This window comes from Mesorhizobium sp. M1E.F.Ca.ET.041.01.1.1 (genome assembly GCF_003997355.1).
In the GTDB taxonomy this organism is placed as follows: Bacteria; Pseudomonadota; Alphaproteobacteria; order Rhizobiales; family Rhizobiaceae; genus Mesorhizobium.
Genome location: NZ_RZSL01000130.1, coordinates 1 through 13079, shown reverse-complemented (window position 1 = coordinate 13079; position 13079 = coordinate 1). Strand labels below are relative to the sequence as shown.

8 protein-coding genes and 2 pseudogenes are annotated in these 13079 nt (G+C 63.8%); 6 read left to right on the top strand and 4 right to left on the bottom strand.

The features are described 5' to 3' along the window. Nucleotides 1-78: 78 nt before the first annotated feature. A complete protein-coding gene (gene cobF, locus EOA38_RS13615; RefSeq protein WP_126093142.1) occupies nt 79-843 on the bottom strand; it encodes a precorrin-6A synthase (deacetylating) in 765 nt (254 codons plus the stop codon). A 247-nt stretch (nt 844-1090) separates the two neighbouring features. Here cobF and EOA38_RS13610 point away from each other — a divergent pair, with 247 nt between their 5' ends. From EOA38_RS13610 to EOA38_RS13600, 3 genes and pseudogenes are all read left to right on the top strand, one after another. After that, nucleotides 1091-2101 (top strand): DUF4424 domain-containing protein, encoded by a 1011-nt coding sequence (locus EOA38_RS13610; protein WP_126093143.1) that lies wholly within the window; start codon nt 1091-1093, stop codon nt 2099-2101. Next, entirely contained in the window at nt 2101-2619 is a 519-nt protein-coding gene (locus tag EOA38_RS13605; RefSeq protein ID WP_126093144.1) for a dihydrofolate reductase, read from the top strand. Before EOA38_RS13610 ends, EOA38_RS13605 begins: the two co-directional genes overlap by 1 nt. 248 nt (nt 2620-2867) lie before the next feature. After that, nucleotides 2868-3599, top strand: a pseudogene (locus EOA38_RS13600) (protease modulator HflK); the annotation flags it as partial. Here the strand turns inward: EOA38_RS13600 and gltB are convergent. Further along, nucleotides 3582-7862, bottom strand: a pseudogene (gltB, locus tag EOA38_RS13595) (glutamate synthase large subunit); the annotation flags it as partial. The pseudogenes EOA38_RS13600 and gltB overlap by 18 nt on opposite strands. 495 nt (nt 7863-8357) lie before the next feature. Between gltB and EOA38_RS13590 the strand changes: the two are divergent. Beyond that, the gene (locus tag EOA38_RS13590) at nt 8358-9410 is read left to right on the top strand and encodes a low specificity L-threonine aldolase (RefSeq protein WP_127221609.1); all 1053 of its coding nucleotides are present in this window, start codon (nt 8358-8360) and stop codon (nt 9408-9410) included. Nucleotides 9411-9486: 76 nt separating this feature from the next. Here EOA38_RS13590 and EOA38_RS13585 read toward each other — a convergent pair whose 3' ends face one another. Next, a complete protein-coding gene (locus tag EOA38_RS13585; protein WP_126092127.1) occupies nt 9487-9954 on the bottom strand; it encodes an Hsp20 family protein in 468 nt (155 codons plus the stop codon). A 480-nt stretch (nt 9955-10434) separates the two neighbouring features. Between EOA38_RS13585 and EOA38_RS13580 the strand changes: the two genes are divergently transcribed. Both EOA38_RS13580 and EOA38_RS13575 read left to right on the top strand, forming a co-directional pair. Continuing rightward, nucleotides 10435-11391: an alpha/beta hydrolase gene (locus EOA38_RS13580; RefSeq protein ID WP_126092126.1), complete on the top strand. Its 957-nt coding sequence runs from the start codon at nt 10435-10437 to the stop codon at nt 11389-11391. A gap of 184 nt (nt 11392-11575) precedes the next feature. After that, nucleotides 11576-12034: a hypothetical protein gene (locus EOA38_RS13575; RefSeq protein WP_126092125.1), complete on the top strand. Its 459-nt coding sequence runs from the start codon at nt 11576-11578 to the stop codon at nt 12032-12034. Nucleotides 12035-12041: 7 nt separating this feature from the next. Here EOA38_RS13575 and hisN read toward each other — a convergent pair whose 3' ends face one another. Further along, nucleotides 12042-12815: a histidinol-phosphatase gene (gene hisN / locus EOA38_RS13570; protein ID WP_126092124.1), complete on the bottom strand. Its 774-nt coding sequence runs from the start codon at nt 12813-12815 to the stop codon at nt 12042-12044. Nucleotides 12816-13079: the final 264 nt, after the last annotated feature.

Sequence of the window (13079 nt, the reverse complement as noted above, 5' to 3'; positions counted from 1 at the left end):
GAATAGGGGAATGATGTCTCAGCGCTGCTCAACGCGCAAGAAATCGACCACGCCCTATTCCCTTACTCCCTTACTCCCTTACTGCCCTGGCTTCCTCAGCAGATAGGTGTCCATGATCCAGCCCTTTTTCCGGCGGGCTTCCTCGCGCACTTTCTCGATCTCGGCGCCGACATCGCCGAGGCGTCCGGAGACGATGATCTCGTCCGGCGTGCCGAGATAGGCGCCCCACTGGATTAAGACATCCTTTTCGGCCAGCGTGTTGAAGGCGCATTTGCCGTCGAGCATGACCACCGTCGAGCCGGCATTCGCGGGCAGGCCTTCCTCAGTGAGGCGGCGGCCGGTGGTGACCAGGATCGAATCGCCAATGCGGTTGAGCGCGGTCGCGTGGGCGGCGGCGAGCGCCTGGATCGCGGTGATGCCTGGGATGACTTCGAGCTTGAAATCGACATTGCCTCTGAGGCGCACGCGCTCCAGGATGCGCAGCGCGCTGTCATAAAGAGAGGGGTCGCCCCAGATCAGGAAGGCGCCGCAGCCGTCTTCAGCGAGCTCGTCGCGGATCAGCCCCTCATAGATTTCGGCAATCGCCTCATGCCAGTCGTCGACGGTCACGCGATAGGACGATGTCGGCTCCGCCCGAACCGGCACATCGAATTCGACGCGGCGCGACTTCGGGTTGGTGACGAAGCGGTCGCAGATCTGCCGGCGCAGTTCCGCTAGATCGTTCTTTTTGGCGCCTTTGTCCGGAATGAACAGCACATCGGCCCGGTTCAGGCCGTTGATGGCCTGGACGGTCAAATGTTCCGGATTGCCGGCGCCGATGCCGATGACGAGAAGCTTACGCATACGCGTTCTCCTGCCCGATCAAGGGCGCGGTGTCCAGACAGGCGTGGGCAGACGGATGCCAGTGCAAAGGGCTTTGAAACGCCCCATTGAAAAGCCTGGAGCAGTCCATCGTTTGGAAGAAATGCTGAACTGCTCTAGCTATTGTTTTACGCAATTCCGGACGGAAAACCGCTACACACTTTCCCCGGAATTGCTCTAGATGGAAGCGCATCCGGATGATCCCGGTTTGCCGTCGAGAGGGGGATACATGTTCCGCACTGTCCTGACCGCAGCGCTGGCATTGTTGGCCGCGCCGGCCTTCGCCAACGATTCCGTCGCCGAGCTCGGCACCGGCGGGCTGATCCTGTCGCGCAGCGATGCGGTTGCCATGGAAAGCGAGGACCTCTTCATCTCGCCGGAGAAGGTGACGGTCGACTACGTCTTCCGCAACAACACCGACAAGGACGTCAGCTCCATCGTCGCTTTCCCGATGCCTGACATCGAGGGCGATCCGAACGAGATGCCCGCGATCCCGGAAGCGCAGAGCGACAATTTCCTCGGCTTCGAGGTGACGATCGACGGCGTCGACGCGAAGCCTCAGCTCGAGCAAAGGGCGTTTGCGCTGGGTATCGACATCACGGCCGACCTCAAGGCGCAGAAGGTTCCGCTCTATCCGTTCGGCGATGCCGCCAAGGCGGCGCTGGCGAAGCTGCCCAAGGACGTCGCCGAGGATTGGGAAAACCGCGGCATCATCATCGAGGATACCGCCGATGACGGCTCGGGCATGCAAACCACCTACGCGCCGTTCTGGCAGTTGCGCTCGACCTATTGGTGGCGCTCGACCTTTCCGGCCAACAAGGCCGTCCATGTTTCGCACCGCTACAAGCCCAGCGTCGGCGGCACGTCATCGGTCAGCTTCTATTATGAAGGCAAATTTCAGGGGCAGTACGACACCTACAAGACCCGCTATTGCATGGACGAGGGTTTCCAGAACGCAGTGCGCAAGGCAGCGAAGGAAAATCCCGACGGCTACCCGAAATATTTCGAAAGCCGCATCGCTTATATCCTGACCACCGGCGGCAACTGGGCGTCCGGCAGCATCGGCAACTTCAAGCTCACCATCGACAAGGGCAGCGCCAAGAACCTGGTTTCCTTCTGCGGCGACAATGTCCGCAAGGTCGGCCCGACGACGTTCGAGATGACGGCCAAGGATTTTTATCCCGAGCACGACATCGACATCCTGCTGCTCGAGCCGTCGGATAGCGGGAACGGCGGCTGATGGACATCGTGATCTACGTTGCCATCGCCGAGAACGGGGTGATCGGGCGTGAAGGCGGCCTGCCATGGCGGCTATCCAGCGATCTCAAGCGCTTCAAGGCCGACACGATGGGCAAGCCGATCATCATGGGCCGCAAGACCTATGAGGGCATCGGCCGGCCGCTGCCCGGCAGGCTGAATGTCGTGGTGACACGAGACAAGACCTGGCACGCCGAGGGCATCGAGGTCGCCCATTCGCTCGACGAGGCCATCACGCTGGCCAAGGTGCGCGGGCGCTGCATGGCGGGCGCCGGGGAGATATGCGTCGTCGGCGGCGGCGAGATCTATGCCCAGGCGCTGCCGCTCGCCGACCGCCTGCATGTCACCCATGTGCTCGCCGCGGTCGACGGCGACGCGCATTTCCCGCCGATCGATCCGGCCAGCTGGCGGATCGTCCGTTCCGAGGATTTTCCCGCAGGCGAAAAGGATAGCCACGCGACGCGCTACACGGTTTACGAGAGACGACGCGACGGTCAGTGACGACGACAAAGGGTCGCTGCCGAGCCAAATCGGACAGCGCGGGCGGCACGCCGCGTTGAAAGCGTGTCACGGCGTCCCTATAGAAGAGCGACATGTTACAGCGCCGCGCGTCCAACCGGACGCGTAAAAGGCCGCTGTAAAACTTTGATTTGGCGCATGATTCCTTCCCGAAAATCGGTACCGGTTTTCGGGGTCATGCGCTAGGATCGCGCCGCAAGGCCTGAGGGAACCGGAGCGAAAGGACATTCATGCCCTGGAACGACAAGAGCGGTGGCGGCGGCCCATGGGGCGGCGGCGGCAATCAGGGACCCTGGGGGCAGGGACCGAGGGGGCCGAGTGGCCCGCAGGGTTCGCCTCCCGACCTCGAGGACATCATCCGCCGCGGCCAGGACAGGTTGCGACGCGCTCTTCCGGGCGGCGGCGGCGCCAGTCCGGCGGTCCTCGGGCTGATTGCGCTCGCGCTCGTCGTGCTTTGGGCCTTCAAGGCGATCTACACCGTGCAGCCTGACGAAGTCGCGGTCGAACTGCGTTTCGGCAAGCCGAAAGCGGAGCTTTCGCAGCCAGGCCTGCATTTCCACTGGTGGCCGATCGAGACGGTCGAGACGGCCAAGATTTCCGAGCAGCTCGTCAGCATCGGCGGCGGCTCGAGCAGCGGTTCCGGGCTGATGCTGTCCGGCGACCAGAACATCGTCAATGTGCAGTTCTCGGTCGCCTATCAGGTTTCCGATCCGAGGGCCTACCTGTTCGATGTCTCCGATCCCGACGGCATGCTGACGCAGGTTGCCGAAAGCGCCATGCGCGAAGTCGTCGGCCGGCGCCCGGCGCAGGATATTTTCCGCGACGATCGCCAGGGGATCGCCACTTCGGTGCGTGAGATCGTCCAGAACACGCTCGACGGCTACAAGACGGGTCTGCAAGTCAACGCAATTTCCATCGAGGATGCGGCGCCGCCGCGCGAGGTCGCCGACGCCTTCGACGACTGCCGCCACGCCGGAATTGCGCACCGCGAAGCGCTCGCCGGCGACACCGGCGAAATAGGCCTCGCCCTCGGTCGCGCCATAGAGCACCGTGTTGCCGACGATGATCGATTCAGCGGCTATGATCTTGGCCTTTTCCGGCGGCCGGATGACGATGCGGCCGCCAGACAGGCCCTTGCCGACATAATCGTTGCCGGCGCCGACCAGATCGAAGGAGACGCCGCGCGCCAGGAACGCGCCGAACGACTGGCCGGCCGTGCCGGTGAGCTTGACGGTGATCGTGTCCTCGCGCAGCCCCTTGTGCTTGAAGCGCCTGGCGACTTCGCCAGACAGCATCGCGCCGGCCGAGCGGTCGACATTGCGGATCGGCAGCTCGATGGTGACGGCCTGCTTGGCTTCCAGCGCCGGCTTCGCCAGCTCGATCAGCTTGCGGTCGAGCACGTCGTCGATCGGATGCTTCTGCCGCTCGGTCCAGTGCAGTGCCTCGTGCGGCGCGTCGGGCTTGAAGAACATCTTCGAGAAGTCGAGCCCGCGCGCCTTCCAGTGCTGGATGACGTCGCGCTTCTCCAGAAGGTCGGTGTCGCCGATGATCTGGTCGAGATGGGTGAAGCCCATTTCAGCGAGCAGCGCTCGCACCTCCTCCGCCACGTAGAAGAAGAAGTTGATGACGTGCTCGGGCGTGCCCTTGAAGCGCTTGCGCAGCACCGGGTCCTGCGTCGCCACGCCGACCGGGCAGGTGTTCAAGTGGCACTTGCGCATCATGATGCAGCCGGCCGCGATCAGCGGCGCGGTCGAGAAGCCGAACTCGTCGGCGCCGAGCAGCGCGCCGATGATGACGTCGCGGCCGGTACGCAGGCCGCCATCGACCTGCAGCGCGACGCGTGAGCGCAGGCCGTTGAGCACCAGCGTCTGGTGCGTTTCGGCAAGCCCCATCTCCCACGGGCTGCCGGCATGCTTGAGCGAGGTCAGCGGCGAGGCGCCGGTGCCGCCGTCATAGCCGGAGATGGTGATGTGGTCGGCGCGCGCCTTGGCGACGCCCGCCGCGACCGTGCCGACGCCGACCTCTGACACCAGCTTGACCGACACGTCGGCCGCCGGGTTGACGTTCTTCAGATCGTAGATCAGTTGCGCCAGATCCTCGATCGAATAGATGTCGTGATGCGGCGGCGGCGAGATCAGGCCGACGCCTGGCGTCGAATGCCTGACCTTGGCGATGGTCGCGTCGACCTTGTGTCCGGGCAGTTGGCCGCCCTCGCCGGGCTTGGCGCCCTGCGCCACCTTGATCTGCATGACGTCGGAATTGACCAGATACTCCGCCGTCACGCCGAACCGTCCCGACGCGACCTGCTTGATCGCCGAGCGTTCCGGGTTCTTGCCGCCGCCCGGCAGCGGCAGATAGCGGTCGGCCTCTTCGCCGCCCTCGCCGGTGTTCGACTTGCCGCCGATGGTGTTCATGGCGCGCGCCAGCGTGGTGTGCGCCTCCCTGGAGATCGAGCCGAACGACATCGCCCCGGTCGAGAAGCGCTTGACGATCTCGGCCGCCGGCATGACCTCGTCGATCGCGACCTTCTTGCGGCCGGTCTCTTCCGCCAGCTTGATCTTGAACAGGCCGCGGATGGTCTGCGCCCGCGCGCTCGCGCTGTCGATCTGCGTGGAATACTCCTTGAACGTGTCCCAGGAGCCCTGGCGCACGGCATGCTGCAAGGTGGCAACCGCGTCCGGCGACCACATATGCGCCTCGCCGCGCATGCGGAACATATACTCGCCGCCGACCTCCAGGCTGTTGCGCAGCACCGGGTCGTTGCCGAAGGCGTCGGTGTGGCGGCTGAGCGTCTCGGTCGCGATCTCGTCCAGCCCGACGCCTTCGATCAGTGTCGCGGTGCCGGTGAAGTACTTCTCGACGAAATCCGACCTGAGCCCGATGGCGTCGAAGATCTGCGCGCCGCAATAGGACTGATAGGTCGAGATGCCCATCTTGGACATCACCTTGAGGATGCCCTTGCCGATCGACTTGATGTAGCGCGAGACGACCTCGTATGCGTCGACCTCTTCCGGCAGCTCGCCGCGCTGGTGCATGTCGAGCAGCGTGTCGAAGGCGAGATAGGGGTTGATCGCCTCCGCGCCGTACCCGGCGAGGCAGCAGAAATGATGCACCTCGCGCGGCTCGCCGGATTCCACGACCAGCCCGACCGCGGTGCGCAGCCCCTTGCGGATCAGGTGGTGGTGCACCGCCGCGGTGGCCAGAAGCACCGGAATGGCGATGCGGTCCGGCCCGACCTGACGGTCGGACAGGATGATGATGTTGTAGCCGCCGGCAACCGCCGCCTCGGCCCGCTCGCAGAGCCGGTCGATGGCGCCCTGCATGCCCGCCGCGCCCTCGTTCGAGCCATAGGTGATGTCGATCGTCTTGGTGTCGAAGCGGTCCTCGGTATGGCCGATCGAGCGTATCTTCTCCAGATCGCCATTGGTCAGGATCGGCTGGCGCACCTCGAGCCGCTTGCGGCGCGACGTGCCGACCAGGTCGAAGATGTTCGGCCGCGGACCGATGAAGGACACCAGGCTCATCACCAATTCCTCGCGAATCGGGTCGATCGGCGGATTGGTGACCTGGGCGAAGTTCTGCTTGAAGTAGGTGTAGAGCAGCTTCGACTTGTCCGACATCGCCGAGATCGGCGTGTCGGTGCCCATCGAGCCGACCGCTTCCTGACCGGTGGTGGCCATCGGCGCCATCAACAGCTTGGTGTCTTCCTGCGTATAGCCGAAGCTTTGCTGGCGATCGAGCAGACTGACGTCCTTGCGCAGCGCGCGCGGCTCGACCGGCTTCAGGTCTTCGAGGATGAGCTGCGTGTTTGCGAGCCACGTCTTGTAGGGATGCTTGCTCGCGATCTCCGACTTGATTTCCTCGTCGGAGATGATGCGGCCCTTGGCGAGATCGATCAAAAGCATGCGGCCGGGCTGCAGCCGCCACTTCTGCACGATCTTCTCTTCCGGCACCGGCAGCACGCCGGCTTCCGAGGCCATGATGACGCGGTCATCGTCGGTGACGATGTAGCGCGCCGGGCGCAGGCCGTTGCGGTCGAGCGTGGCGCCGATCTGGCGTCCGTCGGTGAAGACCACCGCCGCCGGCCCGTCCCACGGCTCCATCAGCGCGGCATGGTACTCGTAGAACGCCTTGCGGTCCTGATCCATGAGCTTGTTGCCGGCCCAGGCTTCCGGGATCAGCATCATCATGGCGTGGCTCAAGCTGTAACCGCCCTGGAACAGGAATTCGAGCGCGTTGTCGAAGCACGCCGTGTCCGACTGGCCGTCATAGGAGATCGGCCAGAGCTTCGAGATGTTGTTGCCGAACAGCTCGGAGTCGACCGAGGCCTGGCGCGCCGCCATCCAGTTGTTGTTGCCGCGCACCGTGTTGATCTCGCCGTTATGCGCGACCATGCGGTAGGGATGCGCCAACTTCCATGACGGGAAGGTGTTGGTCGAAAAGCGCTGGTGGACGAGGATCAGCGCGGTCTGGAAGCGCGGATCGGTGAGGTCCTTGTAGTAGGCGCCGACCTGGTAGGCGAGGAACATGCCCTTGTAGACGATGGTGCGCGCCGACAGCGACACGCAATAGGCGCCGATGTCCTTGTTGTCGTTCTCGGCGTAGATGCGGCCGGAGATCACCTTGCGCAGCAGATAGAGCCTGGCCTCGTATTCCTCGTCATCCGGAATATCGGCCGTACGGCCGATGAAAACCTGCCGATGGAACGGCTCGGACGCCACGATGTCCGGCGCCTTCGACAGCGACGAATTGTCGACCGGCACGTCGCGGAAGCCGATGAGCGGCAAGCCCTCGGAATGGGCCGATTCGGCGATGATGTCCTCGATATGGGCGCGAAGCTCAGCATTCTGCGGCATGAACCAGTGGCCGACGCCGTACTGGCCGGCCGGCGGCAGTTCGATGCCCTGTGCAGCCATCTCCTCGCGGTAGAACTGGTCCGGAATCTGCACCAGCACGCCGGCGCCGTCGCCGACCAGCGGATCGGCGCCGACGGCGCCGCGGTGGGTGAGATTCTCAAGCATCGCCAGGCCGTCCTCGACGACCTGATGCGACTTCACGCCCTTCATGTTGACGATGAAGCCCACGCCGCAAGCGTCGTGCTCGTTGCGCGGATCGTAGAGACCCTGCGCGGTCAAGCCGTTGGTGGCGCGAGTCGGATTTTTGACGGCTGCCGCTTTCGTCTGCGCGGCCTGGCCGTTGATCGCAGATGGCGTCAGTTCCGTCATCGTCCTGTCCTCCGTTCCGCACCCCTGTCGCTGGTTTGCCTCGGGGCGCTGGTTTGCCTTGGGAAGCACAACGCTTCCCTTGATCTTTGCTGCACGTCTCGCGAAATTCTTGCCGAACCATGCGGCTATACGCCCCGGTTCGCATCCCGGTATCGTACAGGCCAGAGCGGAGCCGTCTACCCGCCGCTCGCAACAATGGCCGGAATGGCATGAATGATACGCCAGTCCAGCCTGTTTTGTGCGACAAAATAAGACAGCACTACTGTCCTAAATTTTTTATGGCAGAAATCGGGACCCTGCACAAGACCGATTCACAAAAAACTTGGGCGTGCCGCGACACAAAATTTCGCGACAAGGTCAAGAACCGCAACCTTTGATCGCAGTCATATGGGACGCCGGCTGGCTTCACCGCTTTGCCAAGGACTGGCCCTTGCGCTTCCGGCGCCAAAGCAGTCAAGTCGCGCCCGTTTTGCCAATCACCATACGGACCTCTCGATGTTCTTTGCATCCGACAACTGGGCGGGCGTCCATCCCGACATTTCGGCCAACCTTTCACGGCACGCTGCCGGCATTGCGACAGCCTATGGCGACGGCGATCTCGATCGCGCGGTCTACCGCCGCTTCAGCGATATCTTCGAACGGGACGTTCAGGTGTTCTTCGTAGCGACCGGCACGGCAGCCAACGCGCTTTCGATGGCGGCGTTGAACCGTATCGGCGGCATCGCGCTTTGCCACTCCGAAGCGCATATGAATGTCGATGAATTCGGCGCGATGGGTTTCTACACCGGCGGCGCGCGCATGGCGCCGGTTCCGGGGCCGTTGGGGCGCATGAACCCCCAGGCTCTGGACAAGGCCATAAAACGCTATTCGCAGGATCTCGCTCCCGCCGGCCAGCCGATGTCTGTGACGATCACCCAGGCGACCGAAGTGGGCACGGTCTACACCGTCGACGACGTCAAGGCGATCGCCGAGGTCAGCCGCCACCATAAACTGCCGCTGCACATGGACGGAGCGCGCTTCGCCAACGCGATTGCCGCGACCGACGTCACGCCGGCGCAGATGACCTGGAAGAGCGGCGTCGACCTCATCTCCTTCGGCGGCACCAAGAACGGCTGCTGGATGGCCGATGCGGTGGTGATCTTCAACCCGGAAGTCGGCCGCGATCTGCGCCTTCTTCGCCAGCGCGCCGGGCAGACCTTTTCCAAGGCGCGCTTCATCTCGGCTCAGTTCGAAGCCTATTTCACCGACGATTTGTGGCTGAGGATGGCGCGCCATGCCAATGCGATGGCCGCTCACTTGGCAGAAACGATCGAGGATGCGCCAACAGGCAGGCTCGCCTGGCTGCCGCAAGCCAACGAAGTGTTCGCGATCCTCGACCGCGCGGTTGCCGAGAAGCTGCAGGCCGCCGGCGCCAAGTTCTATGAATGGGGCGTGCCGCAGGGGTTTGACGGCCATCTCGGCGACAACGAAGCGATCTATCGCTTCGTCGCGAGCTTCGCGACCACGGCGGAAGAGATCGACCGGCTGGGTCACTTGCTGGTTGAATAGCCGACAAAAAAGCGGCGCCCTTCGGCGCCGCTTCCGTCTCGGGAGGGAGACGTATCTTACGGATGGAGCGCGCGCCTTACGCGGCGGCCTTGGCCTCGATCTGCTTGGCCTTGTCCGAAGACGAGGAGATCGCGATCTTGCGCGGCTTGAGCTCCTCGGGGATGTTGCGCTTGAGGTCGACGAAGAGCAGGCCGTTCTTCAGCGTGGCGCCCTCGACCTCGACGTGGTCGGCGAGCTGGAAGCGGCGCTCGAAGGCCCGCGAGGCAATGCCGCGATAGAGCAGCTCGGAACCCTCGCCATTGCCCTCTTCCTTGCGCTCGCCCTTGACGGTCAGCACGTTGCGGTGCGCCTCGATCGAAATCTCGTCTTCCGAGAAGCCGGCAACCGCCATCGAGATGCGGTAAGCGTTCTCGCCGGTGCGCTCGATGTTATAGGGCGGATAGGTCTGCGCGCTCTCGGGCTGGCCGAGCGAGTCGAGCATGGTGAACAGCCGGTCGAAGCCGACGGTCGAACGATAAAGCGGGGAAAAATCAACGTGACGCATGATGTGTTCTCCTGTTGAGCAACATGGTTTGCGTATGGCCCGGTGCGAAACCCTCGAAAGGCGGTCCGGGTGAGCCAGCGACCCCGACATTGGCGGCCGCAACCTCAATTTGGGAACCGCAAAAGGCCATTTCAAGAACTTCGCGCGATCAAGTTTCCGTTCGATTTTTCCGCCCGATGAACGCCAGATGAACCGCAGCTTCGGCATCCGTTCAGCCACGCGACGCTAAGCTTTGGCCAAGATGACGGACAAGCGGCCCCTCCCCGAGAGCGCGCCGCGACGAGGCCGAACCGGGTGCAACGTCCCTTCCTCCCGGATCGACAGAGGCCGGAAGTGCGCCGCAGGCACTTCCGGCCTTCCCGTTTCGGTTCACGGCAGGTAGCGCAGATCCCCGCAACGCCTTTGCTTTTGGCCCATGGCCGTCTATCACCATGGCAACGCCTGGCCCGTTCGGGCAAAGAACAATCAACGTAGCGCCGAATGACGGACCTTTTCCACCAGACCGAGGGCAATCCGCAGCCCGAAAATGCCGGCGGCGGCTTTTTCACCACCCGCGACGGCAAGAAGATCCGCTATGGCGTCTTCGGCGCGGTCGCCCGCCCGCTGCAGGGCACGGTGGTGCTGCTTACCGGCCGCAACGAGTGCATCGAAAAATATTTCGAGACCATCCGCAACCTCGCCGACCGCGGCTTCGGCGTCGCCGTCCTTGACTGGCGCGGCCAGGGCGATTCCAGCCGCCTGCTGCGCGACCGGCAGCGTGGCTATGTCCGCAGCTTCCGCGACTACACAAGCGATCTCGAGCAATTTTTCGAGGAAATCGTGCTGCCGGATTGCCGCGGTCCCTACTACATCCTGGCCCACTCGACCGGGGCGGTGATTGCACTGCTTGCTTCGCCCTCAATGGTCAACCGGGTACGGCGCATGGTGCTGATCGCACCCTTCCTGGCTGTACCCGACTCGCCGGTTTCGATCTCCACGGTCCGACGCGTCTGCGCTGTGTTTTGCGCGCTGGGCCTCGGCAGGCTTTATGCCGCCTGGGGACCGCGCCCGAAATTGCCGACGCCCTTCGAAACCAACAAGGTGACCTCGGACCCCGAGCGCTATCGGCGCAACACCGACATCTACAAGGCTTGGCCCCAGCTCGCGCTCGGCGGGCCGACCATCCGCTGGCTGAAGGCCGCCGCCGAGGCCTCCGAGGCGGTCAGCGATCCGGATTTCATGGCCAGGATCCAGGTGCCGATGCTGATCGTCGCCGCCGGCGCCGACCAGGTCGTCTCGACCAAGGCTGTGGAAGCCTATGCCAGGCGGTTGCGCGTCGGGTCGCTGTTGATGATCGACGGCGCGCATCACGAGATCCTGCAGGAAAAGGATCTTTTCCGCGAGCAGTTGCTTGCGGCCTTCGACGCTTTCGTTCCGGGAACCGGCGACGCTGTTTGACCGCTTTGCCGGCACGCTGGTAATGAGCGCCGGCCCCCGACTGGCGCGAACGTCACGATCCGGCTGGCCCGGCTCCCCCCACCATGTCCGGGCGCAGTTCGACCCCTTATTCCCGTTCAGGCGTCGAACGCTAATTGCTGCCCTAAGAGCTCACAGGGCCAGTCAGAGATCGGGAGAAACGGCCATGAACGCATCGAACACGCTGTCGCGTCAGGGGCATCACCTGCTGCAGATCGGTGTCGCCCTGCTGCTGTTTTCGTCATTCGAAGGCTTCGCAATACCGTATCTCGCCGCACCGCGGCTCGGACTGTCCGCGCACACGCTAAGCGGCCTGCAGGGCGTTCTCCTTTTGGCGCTGGGGCTGGCATGGCCAAGGCTCAATCTCGGCGCGGCGATGTCGCGGGTTGCGTTCTGGCTGCTGATCTATTCGGCCTTGGCGATCCTGGCGGCCTACATAATCGCCAGCGCCTGGGGAGCCGGCAACGAGACAATGCCGTTGGCGGCCGGAACTTTCCACGGGAGCGCCCTTCAGGAAGCCGTGATCAAGATCGTGGCGTATTCGTCCGCGCCGACCGGCCTGATCTCTTTCGCTCTCATCCTGTGGGGCCTGCGTCTCACAGGCGCCCAGGCCGCCGACGGCTGAGAGCAGCTCAGCCGCGCAGCGCCGCCATCGCTGCCGCGTGCAGTTCGGGCGTCGCTGCCGCCAGTATGTCGCCGCCCTTCTCCGCCGGTCCGCCCTCGAAGGTGGTGACGACGCCGCCTGCCTTCTCGATGATCGGAATCAACGCCACGATGTCATAAGGCTTCAGGCCTGGATCGGCGACGATGTCGACGTTTCCCGCGGCCACCATGGCAAAGGCATAGCAGTCGGTGCCGTAGCGGGCCAGTTGCACCTGCTTCTCGAACCGATCGTAGCGATTGCGCGCCTCGCCCTTGTAGAGTGCCGGCGTGGTGGTGAACAGCGTCGCCTTGGCGAGCTCCGTCGTCTTGCGGGTCGCAAGCTTGCGCGGGCCGCCCGGACCTTCGTAATGCGAGCCGGACGCGTTGGCATAGAACAGCTCACCGGTGAAGGGTTGCGACATGAGGCCCGCGACGGCGTTGCCGTCGACGGTCAGCCCGACCAGCGTTCCCCACACCGGCAGCCCGGAGATGAAGGCGCGTGTGCCGTCGATCGGGTCGATGACCCAGACATGCCGGCTCGACATATTCTCGCTGCCATGCTCCTCGCCGAGAATGCCGTGATCGGGGTATTCCGCCGATATCAGCGCCCTGATCGCCCGCTCGGCCTCGCGGTCGGCCTCCGTCACCGGGTCGAAGCTTTCCGCCTGCTTGTTGGCCACCGCGCCCTGGCTGCGGAAGCGCGGCAGGGTCTCGGCGGCGGCCGCACGTGCGATGCGCCGCATGAAATCGATGCTGATATCCAACTCACTCTCCCCATGACGGCAGCTGTCGGCAGCCGCTGTTTTCTGCTCGGACCAGAGACGCAAAGCCGGTCAGGCGTCGCGCATTTGTTGCCCGAATGTCACACCTTGGCCGTCGAAATGGAATTTGCACATCATATTGAATTAAAAAAGCCCGAAGTCGATTGACATTTGTGCATCGCACAATAGTTTTGTTCTCGGACAGCTTATCCTGTCCATGCCCTCCTTGGGCGTTTCCTCCCTAGACTTCGTCCGTGTCGTGAAAGC